Source organism: Nocardioides sp. FY1077 (assembly GCF_058681775.1).
On sequence record NZ_JBZWDB010000002.1, the window covers coordinates 935,049 to 952,812 of the forward strand.

The window sequence follows — 17,764 nt, forward strand, 5'->3', positions numbered from 1 at the left end:
GTGAGCACGCACTTCGATGTCCTCGTCCTCGGCGCCGGCCCCGGTGGCTACGTCGCCGCCATCCGCGCCGCCCAGCTCGGCAAGAGCGTCGCCGTGGTGGAGGAGAAGTACTGGGGCGGGGTGTGCCTCAACGTGGGCTGCATCCCCTCGAAGGCGCTGCTGAAGAACGCCGAGCTGGCGCACGTGCTGACGCACGAGAAGGCCAAGTTCGGCATCGAGGGCGACGCCACGATGGCCTACGGGCCCACCCACAAGCGCAGCCGCCAGGTCTCGGGCGGCATCGTCAAGGGCGTCCACTTCCTGATGAAGAAGAACAAGATCACCGAGATCGACGGCTGGGGCACGATGACCGGCGCCGTCGACGGTGGTCAGGGCCTCGACGTGAAGGGCAAGGACGGGGAGGTCACCTCCTACACCTGCACCGACCTGATCGTCGCCACCGGCGCCAAGACCCGGCTCATCCCGGGCACCTCGCTCAGCGACCGCGTGGTCACCTACGAGGAGCAGATCCTCACCGATGAGCTGCCCGGCTCGATCATCATCGCCGGCTCGGGCGCCATCGGCGTCGAGTTCGCCTACGTGCTGAAGAACTTCGGCGTCGACGTCACGATCGTGGAGTTCCTCGACCGGATGGTGCCCACCGAGGACGCCGACGTGTCGAAGGAGCTGCTCAAGCACTACAAGAAGCTCGGCGTCGACGTGCGCCTCTCGACCAAGGTGGAGTCGATCGACGACTCCGGCGACCAGGTGTCGGTGACGGTGTCGAAGGACGGCAAGCAGGAGGTCCTGAAGGCCGACAAGGTCATGCAGGCCATCGGCTTCGCGCCCCGCGTCGAGGGCTACGGCCTGGAGGCCGCCGGCGTCGAGGTCACCGAGCGCGGCGCGATCGCGATCGACGGCCGCGGGCGCACCAACGTCGAGCACGTCTACGCCATCGGCGACGTGACCGGGAAGATGATGCTCGCCCACGCCGCGGAGGCCATGGGCATCGTGGCCGCCGAGACCATCGCCGGCGCCGAGACCATGGAGATCGACTTCGACATGATCCCGCGTGCCACCTACTGCCAGCCGCAGGTGGCGTCGTTCGGGTACTCCGAGCAGCAGGCCAAGGACCGCGGCTACGACGTGAAGACCTCGACGTTCCCGTTCTCCGCCAACGGCAAGGCGCAGGGCCTCGGCGAGGCCGTCGGCTTCGTCAAGGTCGTCGCCGACGCCGAGCACAACGAGATCATCGGCGCCCACATGATCGGCCCCGACGTCACCGAGCTGCTGCCGGTGCTCACGATGGCCCAGCAGTGGGACCTCACCGCCGACGAGCTCTCCCGCAACGTCTTCGCCCACCCCACGCTGGGGGAGGCCGTCAAGGAAGCCGTGCACGGCATCGCCGGCCACATGATCAACTTCTGAGACGAGCAGCCATGCCGGACAGGTCCACTGACAAGGTCGTCATCATCGGGGGAGGCCCCGGCGGGTACGAGTCGGCGCTGGTCGCCACCCAGCTCGGCGCCGACGTCACCGTCGTCGACACCGACGGCGTCGGCGGCTCCGCGGTCATCACCGACTGCGTGCCGAGCAAGACGCTGATCGCCACCTCCGAGCTGATGACCGAGCTCGGCGGCGCCGCCGAGCTCGGGCTGAACTTCCACGACGTCGAGGGCGACGCCGCGACGGCGCTCAGCGTCGACCTGGGCCGGGTCAACCGCCGGGTCAAGGCCCTGGCCGCCGAGCAGTCGGAGGACATCGCCAGCCGCCTGGCCCGCGAGAACGTCACGATGGTGCAGGGCCGCGGACGCCTCGACGGGCCCGACCGCGTCGTGGTCACCACCGCCGACGGTGGCGAGCAGGTGCTCGAGGCCGGTGCCGTGCTGATCGCGACCGGTGCGTCGCCGCGGGTGCTGCCCAGCGCCCAGCCCGACGGCGAGCGCATCCTCACCTGGGAGCAGGTCTACGACCTCACCGAGGTGCCGACCGAGCTGATCGTGGTGGGCTCCGGCGTCACCGGCGCGGAGTTCGCCAGCGCCTACCTCGCCCTCGGCATCTCGGTCACCCTGGTCTCGTCGCGCGACCGCGTGCTGCCCGGCGAGGACGCCGACGCCTCCGCCGTGCTCGAGGAGGTCTCCACCCGCCGGGGCATGAAGGTGCTCTCGAAGTCGCGGATGGAGTCGGTCACCCGCGACGGCGACGTCGTCACCGTCACCCTCACCGACGGCCGCAGCGTGCAGGGCTCCCACTGCATCCTGGCGCTCGGCTCGGTGCCGAACACCGCCGACCTCGGCCTCGAGGAGGCCGGCGTACGGCTCGGTGACGGCGGCTTCGTGGACGTCGACCGCGTCTCGCGCACCTCCGCGCGCGGCGTCTACGCCGCCGGCGACTGCACCGGCGTGCTGATGCTGGCCTCGGTCGCGGCCATGCAGGGCCGGATCGCGATGTACCACTTCCTGGGCGACGCCGTGGCGCCGCTCGACCTGCGCAAGGTCGCCTCCAACGTGTTCACCGCCCCCGAGATCGCCACGGTCGGCTGGTCGCAGCAGGCCGTCGACGCCGGTGAGATCCAGGCCGACGTGGTGATGCTGCCGCTCTCCGGCAACGCCCGGGCCAAGATGCAGGGGGTGCGCGACGGCTTCGTGAAGCTGTTCTGCCGCCCCGGCACCGGCATCGTGGTCGGCGGGGTGGTCGTCGGTCCGCGGGCCAGCGAGCTGATCCACCCCGTGTCGCTGGCCGTGGCGGAGTCGATCACCGCCGACCAGCTGGCGCAGGCCTTCACCGTCTACCCGTCGATGAGCGGCTCCGTCGCCGAGGCCGCCCGCCGCCTGCACCGCGTCTGAGTCGAGACCGGCCCGCGGCGAGTCGGAGGGCGGCGGTCAGAGGGCGGCGAGCAGCTGCTCGAGCCGGTCGATCTCCGCGCTCTGGCCGGCGGAGATCTCCGTGGCGATCTCCTGCACCCGCTGGTCCTCGCCGTCCTGCAGCGCCGCCGAGGCCATCGTCACCGCGCCCTCGTGGTGGCGCACCATGCCCTCGAGGAAGAGCCGGTCGAAGTCGGCACCGTCGGCCGCGGCCAGCTCGTCGAGCTCGGCCTGCGTGAGCATGCCGGGCATCGCGTCCATGCCGTCCATGCCGTCCATGTCGCCGTGGCCGGCGTGGTCCTCGGTCATCGCCTCGGCGTCGGCCACCGTCGGCACCGCCACGTCGTGCTGCTCCAGCCAGGCCGCCATCTCGAGGATCTCCGGGCCCTGACCGGCGGAGATCCGCTCCGCCGCGGCCACCACGCCGCGGTCCTCGGCCCGGGTGCGGGCCAGCTCGACCATCGCCAGGGCCTGCGCGTGGTGGGGGAGCATGTCCTGCAGGAAGCGCGCGTCGTCGGCGTCCACGCCGGGCGGCAGCGCCGTCGTCGACGCGGTCGGCGCGGACGAGGCGGCGGACGAGGCGGCGCCGGCCGGCCCCGCGGAGGGTGCGTCGTCGGCGGAGCAGCCGACGGCCGCCGCCGCCAGCACGACGCCCAGCGCGGCGGCCGCCGCCGTACCGCGACGTGGCGTGCGGTCGAGAAGATGTGCCCGAGTCATGACCGAAGCACACCACAGGGTGGCGCTCGGGGGCCATGCAGGCGAAGATCGTCCGAACCCCCGGTGACCCGCACCTCCCGAGGGCAGCCACACCGCACCACTACATCTCGGACCATCTCGGACGAAGGGCTCGTCGTGACCCCACCCCCCACCCGCTCCTCCCGCCGCCGGCGCCTCGGCGCTGTCGGGTTCGGCGTCGCCCTGCTGGGCGCCAGCCTCACCGCCGTCCAGGGCTCGGCCTCCGCCGAGCTCGTCGACGACCCCGCCGCCTGCTCCGCCGAGGAGCGCGCCGCGCTCCGGGCCGCCGGCGACAACTTCTCGGCGGCCTGCGCGCTGCCCGGCCAGGACCTCGCCGGCCTGGAGGACCTCCAGGCCAACGCCGACCAGGGCGAGGTCGACAAGAGCAGCAACGTCAGGCAGATCGCCCGGCTGCCCCTCGTCGACACCTTCACCCCCGAGAACGGCGGGGTGGGCAGCGACATGGCCTTCAAGGGCAAGTACGCCTACGACGGCAACTACAACGGCTTCGCCGTCTACGACATCTCGACCCCGACCGCGCCGGAGCGCGTCGCGCAGGTGTCGTGCCCCGGCGGGCAGGGCGATGTCTCGGTCTACCGCGACGTCCTCGTGTTCTCCGTCGACTCCAGCCGCTCCGACGACTCCTGCGCCAGCGTGGCGCAGTCGGCGAGCGAGAAGTCGTCGTGGGAGGGCCTGCGGGTCTTCGACATCTCCGACCCGGCGAACCCGGAGTACGTCGCCGCGGTCGAGACCGACTGCGGCTCGCACACCCACACGCTCGCGCCTTCGCGCTCGGGTGAGCAGCTGTTCGCCTATGTCTCGTCGTACGGACCGAACACCTCGTTCCCCGACTGCCAGCCGCCGCACGACCGGATCAGCATCGTCAAGGTGCCGATGCGCGCGCCGGCCGACGCCGCGGTCGTGGCCACGCCCAAGCTGTTCCCGGGCGGCGGCAACCCCGGCAGCGGCGTCCCCGGCGGCAACAGCGCCACCAGCGGCTGCCACGACATCACCGCCTACCCGTCGAAGAACATCGCGGCGGGTGCCTGCATGGGTGACGGCATCCTGATGGACATCAGCAAGCGCACGGCGCCGAAGGTGACCCAGCGGGTGCGCGACGAGCGCAACTTCGCCTTCTGGCACAGCGCCACCTTCAACAACGCCGGCTCGAAGGTCGTCTTCACCGACGAGCTCGGCGGTGGCGGTGCGCCGACGTGCAACCCCGGCACCGGGCCCAAGCGCGGCGCCGACGGCATCTACGACATCGTGCGCGGCAAGCTGCAGTTCCGCAGCTACTTCAAGATCCCGCGCACCCAGTCGCTCACCGAGAACTGCGTGGCCCACAACGGCTCGCTGATCCCGGTGAAGGGGCGCGACATCATGGTGCAGGCGTGGTACCAGGGCGGGTTCTCCGTCTTCGACTTCACCGACTCCCGCAACCCGGTGGAGATCGCCCACTTCGACCGCGGCGCCATCTCCGACACCGAGCTGGTGCTCGGCGGCGCCTGGTCGACGTACTGGTACAACGGCCACATCTACTCCAGCGACATCACCCGCGGCTTCGAGGTCTTCTCCATCGACGACCGGCGCGTGAACGGGGCGAAGAAGGTGCGGATGGGTGCGTTCAACGCCCAGTCGCAGCCCTCGTACAACGGCTGATCAGCACGCCTCCACGAACGCGCCCGGTCCGCTCGGACCGGGCGCGTTCGCCGTCTCCGGGGGCCGGGCGAACTACGCCGTCGTAGTTCACGCAGAGCCCCACGGGGCTGCTGTGACCTGTGGTGCGATCGGGACATGCCTGCCTCCCGCCCGGCCCCGGCCGCCGCGCTGTCCACCCTCGTGCTGACCGTCCTGCTCACCCTGGTGCTGGCCCCCACCCTCGGCCCCGGCACCGCCGCGGCCGCCGCACCGGCCGCCGGTGCAGCGCGGGCCGGGGCCGCGGACGACTCCTGGTCGGTGCCGTCGAACGCGGTGCTGACCCTGGTGGGCCACGGGTACGGCCACGGGCACGGCATGTCGCAGTACGGCGCGGAGGGCGCGGCCCGTCAGGGGCTGACCCACCGCGAGATCCTGGACTTCTACTACCCGGGCACCCGCTGGGGCGCGGCCCGCGGGCGCATCGACGTGCTGGTGGGCGCCGACACGACCGACGACCTGGTGGTGCGGGCCCGGGACGGCCTCGTCGTGCGCGACACCGCGAACGGTGAGGAGGTGACGCTGCCCGACAACGGCGCCACCCTGTGGCGGGTGGCCGAGGTGGGCGGCACGACCCGGGTCGCGTTCCGCACCGGTGCCTGGCACCGCTGGCGCGACCTGAGCGGCGACGGCGTGCTGCACGCCGGGGGAGACCCGGTCACCCTGGTCACGCCGTCGGGCGACGCGCGCTACCGCGGCTGGCTGCGAGCGGCCACCGTGCGTGCGGGCTCCCCGGCCCGCGACACGGTCAACGACGTACGCCTCGAGTCGTACCTGCGCGGCGTGGTGCCGCGCGAGGTGCCGGCCACCTGGACGCCCGCGGCCGTGCAGGCGCAGTCGGTGGCCGCACGCACCTACGCCGCCTACGAGCGTGCCCACCCCCGCGGCGCGCACTTCGACGTCTACGACACGACGTCGTCGCAGGTCTACGGCGGCGTCGGCTCCGAGCACCCCGCCTCCGACCGGGCGATCGTCGCCACGGCGACGCAGGTGCTGCGCGCCGACGGTGGCGCGGCGTTCACCCAGTTCAGCTCCAGCAGCGGTGGCTGGACGTCGGCCGGCTCGGTGCCCTACCTGGTGGCCCAGGCCGACCCGTACGACGACTGGGCCGGCAACCCCGTGCACGACTGGCGGGTCGAGGTGGCCGACGAGACCGTGGAGAACCGTTGGCCGGCGGTCGGTGACCTGCGCCGGGTGCGGGTGGTCTCGCGCGACGGCAACGGCGAGTGGGGCGGACGGCTGGTGAGCCTGGTGCTGAGCGGCAGCCGGGGCTCGGTCACGGTCTCGGGCGACACGTTCCGCTCGGTGCTGGGGCTGCGGTCGACCTGGCTCACGTTCCGGGTGTCGTGACGCGGCCGGTGCGCAGCACGGTGCGCACGGCCAGTCCGGCCAGCAGTGCCCAGAACGCCGCACCGACGCCGAGCACGGTGACGCCGCTGGCGGCGACCACGAACGTCACGACGGCGCCCTCGCGCTCCTGCTCGTCGGCCAGCGCGCCGTGGGTGGCCGCGGCCAGCGTGCCGAGCAGGGCCAGGCCCGCGGCGGCCGGCACGACGTCGGACCCGGCGACGCTGACCAGCGCGACGAGCCCGGCGCTGGCCACGGCCAGCACCAGGTAGACCCCGGCGGCGCTCACCGCGGCGAGCCAGCGTCGCGACCGGTCGGCGCCCGCCTCGGGCCCGGCGGCCAGCGCCGCGGTGATGGCGGCCAGGTTGACCGCGTGGGCGCCCGCGGGGGCCCCGACCACGGTGGCGATACCGGTGACGGCGAGCGACTCGCGCCACGGCACGGCGTACCCCTGGCTGGCGAGCACCGCCGCGCCGGGCACGTTCTGCGAGGCCATGGTGACGACGTACAGCGGCAGGGCGATGCCGACGAGGGCCGCCACGCTCCACCGGGGCGCGGTGAGGTCTAGGGTGGGCAGCAGGTCGGAGCCGGTGAGGCCGCCACCCCCGGACACCTCGACCACCACGACGACCAGCGCCACCAGCAGCGCCGCGGGCGCGGCCCAGCGGCGGGCGAGGCGCACGAGCACCAGCCAGGTCAGCGCGACCGGGAGCACCGCGGCGGGGTCGTCGACCAGTGCGGTGACCGGTACGACGCACAGCGGCAGCAGCACCCCGGCGAGCATCGCGCGGGCCAGCGCGGGCGGCACCGCCGCGACGAGGTCGCCGAGGCGGGGCCAGGCCGCGGTGAGCACCACCAGCAGCCCGGTGACGACGAACGCCCCCACCGCGGCCGGCCACCCGCCCACCGCGCCACCGGTGGAGGCCAGCAGCGCCGCGCCCGGCGTCGACCAGGCCAGGGTCACCGGGGTGCGGTGGCGCAGGCTGAGCCAGAGCATGCCGAGGGCCTGGGTGACGCAGAGCGTGGCCAGCCCCGACGCCGCCTGGTCGGGCGTCGCGCCGACGGCGACCAGACCGGCCAGCACCACCGCGAACGAGCTGCTGAAGCCCACCAGCGCCACCACGACCCCGGCCAGCACGGGGCTGCCGTGGTGCTCCTGCTGGTCCACCGTGCCTCCTGGGCGTGGCCCGGTCAGGGTTGCGTGCCGCAGCACCCTAGGCCACCGCCCCCGGTCCGCCGGTTCGTGGTGACGGCGCCGAGACGCACCGTCGCTGCTCGGGCTCCACGGAGCCCCGGCGACGAGGGGTGCCGAGACCTCGTCGTCGCCTGCTGGGTCCGGGGAGCGCAGGTCCCGGCGCCGGCTGCGGGGGTTTCGACACGGGCGCTAGCGCGCCCTGCCGACCAACGAACGGGGGCCCTTTCGGTGGTCGAGTGCCGAGGAGCGCCAGCGACGAGGTGTATCGAGACCACCCGACCGTCCGCTGGGACTGGCCCGGGGCAGGTTCCTGCGCTGGCTGCGGGGGTTTCGACACGGGCGCTAGCGCCCTGCTCAACCAACGAACGGGATCGGGCTCGACGGGCGCGCTCTCGTTGGTCGAGTGCCGAGGAGCGCCAGCGACGAGGTGTATCGAGACCACGCAACTGTCCGCCGGACCCGCCCACGGCGGGTACCCAGCGCGGGTTGCGGGGGTTTCGACACGGGCGCTAGCCCGCCCTGCTCAACCAACGAGGGGATCGGGCTCGAACGGGCGCGCTCTCGGTGGTCGAGTGCCGAGGAGCGCCAGCGACGAGGTGTATCGAGACCACCCGACCGTCCGCTGGGACCCGCCCAGGGCAGGTCCCAGCGCGGGCGGCGGGGGTTTCGACACGGGCGCTAGCGCGCCCTGCTCAACCGACGAACGGGGGCCGGGCGCTGCGCGTCGTACGCGACGACCGACGACCGACGACCGACGACCGACGAGGGCGCGGTCAGGTGAGGTGGGTGGTACCGCTCTGGTTGACGGCGTACCGGTGACCGTGGGGACTGGTCCATTCGTACGCCGCGGCGGCGGTGCGGGTGTAGGTCCAGCCGTCGTGGGTCTTGGCCCGGTGGTGGCGCCTGCACAAGCAGGCGAGATTGTCGGTGGAGGTCTGGCCCGGCGGGCCGCCGTCGGCGAGGGCTCGGTACGGGCGGGTGTGGTCGACATCGGCCGACCTCGCCGGGCGGGCGCAGTGCGGGAAGCGGCAGGTGCCGTCGCGCTGGACCACTTGCTCGCGCATCCGGTCGGGGACCTCGTACGAGTCGGTGTGCAGCAGCTCGGCGAGGTCGAGGACCGGCCGGACGGTGACCTGGGTGCTGCTGGTGGCGCACCAGGTCTTGACCTGGTCAGCGGTGACGAACGAGCGGGTCCTCTCGACCCGGGCGAGGTGTAGGTCCGACGTGGCGTTGGTGAGGGCAGCGTCGCTGAGATGGACGTGCAGCACCACCTGGCGCGCCGGGCGCCGTCTGCGGAGCGTGGGCTCGGCCTCGGTGTCGTCGCGGGTCAGGTCGAGTGCGGTCTGGGCACGGGCGATCTCACCCACGGCCATTGCGCGGCGGGCGTTGAGGGACTCGGTGCAGCCCAGGTCGGCCAGCTGCGCGGCGCAGTGCGCGACTGCGGCGTCCAGGTCGAGCGCGTCGGCCAGGTCGAGGTCGCCCTGCACGTGCATCGTGCCGAACACCGACACCTGGGAGGTGTCCACGTCGAAGCAGCGGTCGTCGGCCGCCTTCGCCGCTCGCACCCGCGCCTGTGCCGGGTCGTGACGAAGGATCGCCTCGTCGACCAACCGGTCGAGCGCGCGGTAGCCGATCTTCGAGGCCACCGGGGCGACGTGGCGGTCCACGAACGCCGCAGCGTCCGGGCTCAGCACCAGGGTCTGCTCCGCCACCCGGCGGGCACGCCACACCTGCACATCGCCGGCGGTGACGCGGGACCACAGGCGGGGCAGACGGTGGGCGATCTCGAGGGCGTGGCCGACGTACCGCATGCCGGCGTCGCTGCTCATCCCGAGAGCGGCGGCGAGCTCGATGACCGCGAACTCCGAGACCAGTGGCGCACCGTCACCTGCGACCGCGAGCTGCTGGTCGGTCCCGGGAACGGCCGCGGCGAGGTCTCGGTCGTCGGGCTCCAGCTCGTTCTCGGCGGCCCACTCCACCGCCGTGGTCAACAGCCCGACCTCGGCGGCGTCCGCGGCCTGCCGGTAGGACCTCGCGCGCTCCAGCAGCGAGCCTGCTGCGGGCCCCTGACGGCGGGGGCGGAGGGCGGTCGAGGTCATGACCTCATTCTACTCGAACACACGTTCGATTACAGGGGTTCTCCACCGGCTCGATGGCCGGGTTGCGGGGTCTCGATACACCTCGTCGCTGGCGCTCCTCGGCACTCGACCAACGAGGCGCTGGCGCTGGCGCTCCTCGGTGCTCGACCAACGAGGGGCCGGCGCTCCTCGGCACTCGACCAACGAGGCGCTGGCGCTCCTCGGTGCTCGACCAACGAGGGGCCGGCGCTCCTCGGCACTCGACCAACGAGGCGCTGGCGCTCCTCGGCACTCGACCAACGAGGCGCTGGCGCTCCTCGGCACTCGACCAGCGAGGCGCTGGCGCTGGCGCGCCCTGCTCGACCGACGAGGGGACGCGCTGGGGCGCCCTGCTCGACCACTGGTGTGCCGGGTCTCGACACGAGCGCTGGCGCGCCCTGGTCGACCGACGAGGGGACGCGCGTGCGCGCGCCCCCTGGCCGTCGACGGACCGGACGCTAGGCGGGCGGGGAGACGACGACGACGAGGTCGCCTCCCTCGACGGCCTGGGTGCCGGAGACGGCGACGCGGTCCACGGTGCCGGCGACGGGGGTGGTGATGGAGGCCTCCATCTTCATCGCCTCGATCGTGGCCACGGTGTCACCGGCCGCGACGGAGTCTCCGGCGGCGACGGTCACGGTCACCACGCCCTGGAACGGCGCCGCGACCTGGCCCGGCACGGAGGTGTCGGCCTTCTCGACGGCGGCGACCTCGGAGGCCACCGAGCGGTCGCGCACCGGCAGCGGGCGCATCTGGCCGTTGATCGTGCACATCACGGTGCGCACACCCCGCTCGTCGGGCTCGCCGATGGCGCGCACCCCCAGCAGCAGCGTCTTGCCCTCGGCGAGCTCGACGGAGTGCTCCTCGCCGTGGCGCAGGCCGTAGAGGTAGTCGAGGGTCGAGAGCACCGAGACGTCGCCGTACCTGGCTCGCGACTCGCGGAACTCCTTGGTGGGCCCGGGGAAGAGCAGCTCGTTGAGGGTGGCGCGGCGGGTGGCGGGGCCGACGTCGGCGCCGAGGCCCGCGGCCTGCTCGGGGGTCAGCTCGGCGGCCGGGGGCTCGTAGGAGCGGCCCTCGAGCGCCTTGGTGCGGAACGGCTCGGGCCAGCCTCCGGGCGGGTCGCCGAGCTCGCCGTGCAGGAAGCCGATGACCGAGCCGGGGATGTCGAAGGACGCCGGGTCGGCGGCGAACTCGGCGGGGTCGGCGCCCGCGGCGACGAGGTGGAGTGCGAGGTCGCCCACGACCTTCGAGGACGGCGTCACCTTCACGACCCGCCCGAGGATGTCGTTGGCGGCGGCGTACATGTCCTCCACCTGCTCGAACTTCTCCCCGAGGCCCAGCGCGATGGCCTGCTGGCGCAGGTTGGAGAGCTGGCCGCCGGGGATCTCGTGGCGGTAGACCCGCCCGGTCGGCGCCGGCAGCCCCGACTCGAACGGCGCGTAGACCCGGCGCACGGCCTCCCAGTAGGGCTCCAGGGCGTTGACGGCGGCGAGGTCGAGGCCGGTCTCCCGCGCGGAGTGGTTGGTGCCGGCCACGAGCGCCGACAGCGGCGGCTGCGAGGTGGTGCCGGCCATCGAGGCGGTCGCGGCGTCGACGGCGTCGACCCCCGCGTCGATCGCGGCCAGCAGGGTGGCCAGCTGGCCGCCGGGGGTGTCGTGGGTGTGCAGGTGCACCGGCAGGTCGAAGCGCTCGCGCAGCGCGGTGACCAGCGTGCGCGCGGCGGGGGCCCGCAGCAGGCCGGCCATGTCCTTGATCGCCAGCACGTGCGCACCGGCGTCGACGATCTGCGCGGCGAGGTCGAGGTAGTAGTCGAGGGTGTAGAGGTCCTCGTCGGGGTCGGAGAGGTCGCCGGTGTAGCACAGCGCCACCTCCGCCACGGCGGTGCCGGTGGCGCGCACGGCGGCGATCGCCGGGCGCATCTGCTCCACGTCGTTGAGCGCGTCGAAGATGCGGAACACGTCGATGCCGGCGGCCGCGGCCTCCGCCACGAACGCGTCGGTCACCTCCGTCGGGTACGGCGTGTAGCCGACCGTGTTGCGCCCGCGCAGCAGCATCTGCAGGCAGATGTTCGGCACGGCCTGGCGCAGCTGCGCCAGCCGCTCCCACGGGTCCTCGGAGAGGAACCGCAGCGCCACGTCGTACGTCGCGCCGCCCCAGGCCTCCAGCGACCAGAGCTGCGGGGTGGTGCGGGCGACGTGCCCGGCGACGGCGAGCAGGTCGGTGGTGCGCACCCGGGTGGCCAGCAACGACTGGTGGGCGTCGCGGAACGTGGTGTCGGTGACCGCCACGCCCTCCCGCTCGCGCAGGGCGCGGGCGAATCCGTCGGGACCCAGGCGCAGCAGCTCCTGGCGGCTGCCGTCGGGGGCCGGCACGGTGAGGTCGGTCGCGGGCAGCTTGGCGGAGGGGTGGAGGCTCACCGGCGCCTCGCCGTGGGGCTTGTTGACGGTCACGTCGGCGAGGTAGGAGAGCAGCTTGGTGCCGCGGTCGCCCGAGGCGCGCGCGGTGAGCAGCTGGGGGTGGGTCTCGATGAACGACGTGGTCACCCGCCCGGCGGCGAAGTCGGGGTCGTCGAGCAGCGCCTGGAGGAACGGGATGTTGGTGGAGACCCCGCGGATGCGGAACTCGGTGACCGCACGCCGTGCCCGGGCCACCGCGCTGGGGAAGTCGCGCCCGCGGCAGGTGAGCTTGGCCAGCATCGAGTCGAAGTGGGCGCTGACCTCGGCACCTGAGTACGTCGTGCCGCCGTCGACGCGCACGCCGGCGCCGCCGGGGGAGCGGTAGGTCGTGATGGTGCCGGTGTCGGGGCGGAAGTCGTTGGCGGGGTCCTCGGTGGTGATGCGGCACTGCAGGGCCGCACCGCGCAGCTGCACGGTCTCCTGCGACAGCCCGAGGTCGGCGAGGGTCTCACCGGAGGCGATGCGCAGCTGGGCCTGCACGAGGTCGACGTCGGTGACCTCCTCGGTGACGGTGTGCTCCACCTGGATGCGGGGGTTCATCTCGATGAAGACGTAGCGGCCCTCGGGGTCGAGCAGGAACTCCACGGTGCCGGCGTTGCGGTAGCCGATCTCGCGGGCGAACCGCACGGCGTCGGCGCACATCCGCTCCCGCAGCTCGGCGGGCAGGTTGGGCGCCGGCGCGATCTCCACGACCTTCTGGTGGCGTCGCTGCACCGAGCAGTCGCGCTCGAACAGGTGGATGACCCCACCCTCGGCGTCGGCCAGGATCTGCACCTCGATGTGGCGCGGCTCGACCACGGCCTGCTCGATGAACACCGTCGGGTCGCCGAACGCCGCCTCGCCCTCGCGCATGCACGTCTCGACGGCCTCGCGCAGCCGGGCGGGGTCGTCGACGCGGCGCATGCCGCGCCCGCCGCCACCGGCCACGGCCTTCACGAAGAGCGGGTACGGCAGGTCGGAGGCCGACTCCACCAGCGCGTCGACGTCGGTGGAGGGCTCCACGCCGGCCAGCGTCGGCACGCCGGCGGCCTTCGCCGCGGCGATCGCGCGGGCCTTGTTGCCGGTGAGCTCGAGGACGTCGGCGGTGGGGCCGACGAACGTGATGCCGGCGTTGGTGCAGGCCTCGGCGAGCGCGGGGTTCTCCGAGAGGAAGCCGTAGCCGGGGTAGACGGCGTCGGCGCCCGCCTGCACGGCCGCGGCGACGATCGCGTCGGGGTCGAGGTAGGTGCGCACGGGGTGGCCGCGCTCGCCGATCTCGTAGGCCTCGTCGGCCTTGAGCCGGTGCTCCGACCCGCGGTCCTCGTAGGGGAAGACCGCCACGGTCTCCGCGCCCAGCTCGAACGACGCCCGGAACGCCCGGATCGCGATCTCGCCCCGGTTGGCCACCAGCACCTTGTTGAACATGCCCGGAGGGTATCGACGTCGCGGGCCTAGGTCATCGGCTCGTCCACCAGGCGGGTCGGGCCGCGGAACTGCTCCACCAGGCCGGGCACCGCGGTGGCCGCCAGGGCCTCCGCGACACCGACCGGGACGTCGGGCACGACCACGACCTGCCGCCCGCCGGCGGTGGTGGCCAGCAGCGAGCACAGCCCGGCACGCCGCTGGAACCACGTGGCGCGGAACGTCCAGCCGATCACGGCCGAGCCCCGCAGCACGTCGCGTCGCTGCAGCAGGCTGCCCTGGCGGGCCACCAGGTGCCCGTCGACGTAGGCGTGGCCCAGCGCGCGCGCCCGGTCACCACCCAGCGCCACCCCGGCCACCAGCACGCCCGCGGCCACGGCGAGCAGCCACGACGACGCCCCCCGCACGTCGGCGGCCACCGCCGCCCCGAGCAGCACCGCCACCACGGCCGCCGGCACGACGGCGCGGGCCCGCACCCGGCGGACGGCGGCCGGCCCGTGCGGCACCAGCGGCCCGGTCACCGGGGCGACGGACCCGACCACCCCGACGGCGGCGCGCACCACCACGTCGTACGGCGCCGGGGGCACCAGCAGCGCGCTGCTCTGCGCGTCGTCGCCGCGCAGGCCGGTGACGACGGCCGACAGCCGGGCGCCGCCCGCCAGCCGCAGGCCCACCGGCCGGGCCAGCGACACCCCGCTCACCCGGGCCTCGTCGAGGCTGGTCTCACGGGTGGTGAGCAGGCCGCGGCGCAGGTGCCAGCTGCTGCCGGCGTGACGCAGCGTGAAGTCCCAGTTGGCCACCAGGTAGGCCACCACCGCGAGCGCCGCGACCAGCAGCAGTCCGAGCGCCGCCAGCAGCGGGACGGCGGCCAGCAGCGACAGCGACGACACCCGGCGGGCCACGCCGTCCAGGTCGAGGCGCTCGACGCCGCCGGCCACGTCGAGCAGCTGCGCGCCGCCCCCGACCACCGCGAGGGCCAGCACCAGCCCCGAGCTGGTGAGCGGGGCGTAGCGCGCCCACGACGGCCGCAGCGCCACGAGCGGCGGGCGCGGCGCGGCCGGTCCCGGGCCGTCGTACGCGCCGGCGGGGCCGTCGGGGCCGTCGGGGCCGTCGGGGCCGTCGGGGAGCGGGGCGGCGCGCAGCAGGTCGTCGCGCAGCCGGTGGGCCCGCTCGACGGGCAGCCCGTCGAGGGCGAGCACCTCGTCGTCGTCGGTGGAGGCCGTGCCGGTGCCGATGCGCACGGTGGTCAGCCGGAGCGCCCGCTGCACCAGCGAGGAGGTGAGGTCGACGGTGCGCACCCGGTCGACGGGGGTGGACAGCACGTGGCGCTCGAGGAGGCCGCGGCGCAGCTCCACCCGTCCGGCTGCCACGCGGAACCGGGTGGTGACGTAGCGCAGCACGCCGAGCACCACCGGGACGACGACGCCGAGGAGCTGCCACGTCGAGCCCATGGCGCTGCCGGCCACCCACACGGCCAGCAGCGCGGGCAGGAACTTCACCACCTCGCGCAGCGGGTGGACCAGCAGCATCCGGGGGTCGAGGCGCTGCCACGAGCCGTCGTCGGGCCCCACGGGCGCCACGGGCCCCACCGGCGCCGCCCGCTCCGCCGGCTCCGGCCCCACGGGCACCGTCACGTCGCGTCGCCCTCGACGGCGTCGGCGCGCAGGGTGAGCTCGTCGACGAGGCGCTGCGCGCGCTGCCGGTCGAGGCCGGAGATGCGCAGGGCGCCGGCCGCCGAGGCGGTGGTGACGGTGACGGTGGCCAGCCGGAACGCCCGCTCGACGGGCCCCTGCACGTGGTCGACGGTCTGGATGCGCGACATCGGGGCGATCCGCCGCTCGCGGCTCCACCAGCCGCTCTGGGTGTAGACGGCGGTGTCGGTGACCTCCCAGCGGTGCACCGCCCAGCGGCACCGCGGCACGACGGCCGCCCACGCCACCACCAGCACGCAGAGGCCCGCGACCATCCACCAGCGCACGTCGACGGCGTCGACCACGGCGCCCACCCCGACCAGCACGGCGACGGTGACGGCACCCTCGAGGAGGGTCTCCACGGTCCACATCGTGCGGGCCCGCGGGCTCACGCGCTGGCCGGGCTCGCGCAGGGCGGGGACGGGCTGCGACATGCCCCGAGCCTAGGCGGGCGCACCCCCGGGGGCGCCCGCCGCCGGCGTCAGTCCTTCAGCTCGCAGATGACCTCGCCGTTGGTGACGGTGGCGCCCACCGTCGCGGCGAGGCCGGTGACGGTGCCGGCCTTGTGGGCCTTCAGTGGCTGCTCCATCTTCATGGCCTCGATGACCACCACGGTGTCGCCCTCGGCCACGGTGTCGCCCTCGGCGACGGTGACCTTGACGACGGTGCCCTGCATGGGGCTGGTCACGGCGTCGCCGCTGGCCGCCGCGCCCGCCTTGCGGCCGCCGGCGCGCTTGGGCTTCTTCGCGCCGCCGGCCGGGCCGGTCGCCAGGGCGCCGAGGCCGCCGGGCAGGACCACCTCGAGGCGGCGTCCGCCGACCTCCACGACGACGCGCTGGCGCTCGTCCTCCTCACCGGCCTCGCCGGCCTCGCCGGCGTAGGGCTCGAGCTGGTTGTCGAAGTCGGTCTCGATCCACTGGGTGTAGACGCTGAACGTGCCGGTGCGGTCGTCGCCGGTGCCCACGAAGGCCGGGTCGGAGACCACCGCGCGGTGGAACGGGATCACGGTGGGCATGCCGTCGACGACGAACTCGTCGAGGGCGCGCCGCGAGCGCTCGAGGGCCTGGGTGCGGTCGCGGCCGGTGACGACCAGCTTGGCGATGAGGGAGTCGAAGGCGCCGGGGATGGTCTCGCCCGACACGTAGCCGCCGTCGACGCGGACGCCGGGGCCGCTCGGCGGCGCCCACGCGGTGAGGGTGCCGGGGGCGGGCATGAAGCCGCGGCCGCCGTCCTCGGCGTTGATGCGGAACTCGATGGAGTGCCCGCGCACCTCGGGGTCGTCGTAGCCGAGCTCCTCGCCGGCGGCGATGCGGAACATCTCGCGCACCAGGTCGATGCCGGTGACCTCCTCGGAGACGCAGTGCTCGACCTGCAGGCGGGTGTTGACCTCGAGGAAGGAGATGGTGCCGTCCTTGGCGACGAGGAACTCACAGGTGCCGGCGCCGACGTACCCGGCCTCCTTGAGGATGGCCTTCGACGACTCGTAGAGGCGGGCGACCTGGTCGTCGGTGAGGTACGGCGCGGGCGCCTCCTCGACCAGCTTCTGGTTGCGGCGCTGCAGCGAGCAGTCGCGGGTGGAGACGACCACGACGTTGCCGTGCTGGTCGGCCAGGCACTGGGTCTCGACGTGGCGGGGCTGGTCGAGGAACTTCTCGACCAGGCACTCGCCGCGGCCGAACGCGGAGACGGCCTCGCGCACCGCCGACTCGTAGGCGTCGGGGATGTCCTCGAGGGTGGTGGCGACCTTGAGGCCGCGACCGCCGCCGCCGAAGACGGCCTTGATCGCGACGGGCAGTCCGTTGGCCTCCGCGAACGCGACGACCTCGTCGGCGTCGGCGACGGGGTCCTTGGTGCCGGGGGCGAGCGGCGCCTTGGCGCGCTCGGCGATGTGCTTGGCCTTGGCCTTGTCGCCGAGGGCCTCGATGGCCGCGGGCGGCGGACCGATCCACACCAGGCCCGCGTCGATCACGGCCTGCGCGAAGTCGGCGTTCTCGGCGAGGAAGCCGTAGCCCGGGTGCACGGAGTCGGCGCCCGACCTCTTCGCCACCGCGACGATCTTGGCGATGTCGAGGTAGGAGTCGGCGGGGGTGGCGCCGTCGAGGGAGTGCGCCTCGTCGGCCATCCGCACGAACACGGCGTCGCGGTCGGGCTCGGCGTAGACGGCGACGCTGCCGATGCCGGCGTCCTTGCAGGCCCGGATGACCCGGACCGCGATCTCGCCGCGGTTGGCGATGAGGACCTTCTGCAGCGGCGTGGTCTGCGGCACCTGGGGACTCCTGTGGCT

At 73.9% G+C, this 17,764-nt stretch carries 11 protein-coding genes; 4 read left to right on the plus strand and 7 right to left on the minus strand.

Going from position 1 to position 17,764, the window contains the following annotated elements; translation table 11 throughout:
- A complete protein-coding gene (gene lpdA, locus AC4OR8_RS09305; RefSeq protein ID WP_492165255.1) occupies positions 1-1,407 on the plus strand; it encodes a dihydrolipoyl dehydrogenase in 1,407 nt (468 codons plus the stop codon).
- 11 nt (positions 1,408-1,418) lie between these two features.
- The gene (locus AC4OR8_RS09310) at positions 1,419-2,825 is read left to right on the plus strand and encodes an NAD(P)H-quinone dehydrogenase (RefSeq protein WP_492165256.1); all 1,407 of its coding nucleotides are present in this window, start codon (positions 1,419-1,421) and stop codon (positions 2,823-2,825) included.
- A 36-nt stretch (positions 2,826-2,861) separates the two neighbouring features.
- Here the strand turns inward: AC4OR8_RS09310 and AC4OR8_RS09315 are convergent, their stop codons facing one another.
- Positions 2,862-3,560, minus strand: a complete 699-nt coding sequence (locus AC4OR8_RS09315; protein WP_492165257.1) for a DUF305 domain-containing protein — start codon at positions 3,558-3,560, stop codon at positions 2,862-2,864.
- 135 nt (positions 3,561-3,695) lie between these two features.
- Here AC4OR8_RS09315 and AC4OR8_RS09320 point away from each other — a divergent pair, with 135 nt between their 5' ends.
- Both AC4OR8_RS09320 and AC4OR8_RS09325 read left to right on the plus strand, forming a co-directional pair.
- A complete protein-coding gene (locus AC4OR8_RS09320; protein WP_492165258.1) occupies positions 3,696-5,237 on the plus strand; it encodes an LVIVD repeat-containing protein in 1,542 nt (513 codons plus the stop codon).
- 135 nt (positions 5,238-5,372) lie between these two features.
- A complete protein-coding gene (locus AC4OR8_RS09325) occupies positions 5,373-6,623 on the plus strand; it encodes a SpoIID/LytB domain-containing protein (RefSeq protein ID WP_492165259.1) in 1,251 nt (416 codons plus the stop codon).
- Here the strand turns inward: AC4OR8_RS09325 and AC4OR8_RS09330 are convergent.
- The 6 genes from AC4OR8_RS09330 to AC4OR8_RS09355 form a co-directional block, all read right to left on the minus strand.
- Positions 6,604-7,788 carry a benzoate/H(+) symporter BenE family transporter gene (locus AC4OR8_RS09330; RefSeq protein ID WP_492165260.1) on the minus strand — a complete coding sequence of 395 codons (1,185 nt, stop codon included), beginning with the start codon at positions 7,786-7,788 and terminating at the stop codon, positions 6,604-6,606. The genes AC4OR8_RS09325 and AC4OR8_RS09330 overlap by 20 nt on opposite strands.
- 800 nt (positions 7,789-8,588) lie before the next feature.
- Positions 8,589-9,914 carry an HNH endonuclease signature motif containing protein gene (locus AC4OR8_RS09335; protein WP_492165261.1) on the minus strand — a complete coding sequence of 442 codons (1,326 nt, stop codon included), beginning with the start codon at positions 9,912-9,914 and terminating at the stop codon, positions 8,589-8,591.
- A gap of 476 nt (positions 9,915-10,390) precedes the next feature.
- On the minus strand, positions 10,391-13,792 hold the full coding sequence (locus AC4OR8_RS09340) for a pyruvate carboxylase (RefSeq protein ID WP_492165262.1): 3,402 nt from the start codon (positions 13,790-13,792) through the stop codon (positions 10,391-10,393).
- A 26-nt stretch (positions 13,793-13,818) separates the two neighbouring features.
- Positions 13,819-15,423, minus strand: coding sequence for a PH domain-containing protein (locus tag AC4OR8_RS09345; protein ID WP_492165263.1), 1,605 nt, complete (start codon positions 15,421-15,423; stop codon positions 13,819-13,821).
- Positions 15,420-15,914 carry a PH domain-containing protein gene (locus tag AC4OR8_RS09350; protein WP_492165264.1) on the minus strand — a complete coding sequence of 165 codons (495 nt, stop codon included), beginning with the start codon at positions 15,912-15,914 and terminating at the stop codon, positions 15,420-15,422. Before AC4OR8_RS09350 ends, AC4OR8_RS09345 begins: the two co-directional genes overlap by 4 nt.
- Positions 15,915-15,961: 47 nt before the next feature.
- Positions 15,962-17,746 carry an acetyl/propionyl/methylcrotonyl-CoA carboxylase subunit alpha gene (locus AC4OR8_RS09355; RefSeq protein ID WP_492165265.1) on the minus strand — a complete coding sequence of 595 codons (1,785 nt, stop codon included), beginning with the start codon at positions 17,744-17,746 and terminating at the stop codon, positions 15,962-15,964.
- Positions 17,747-17,764: the final 18 nt, after the last annotated feature.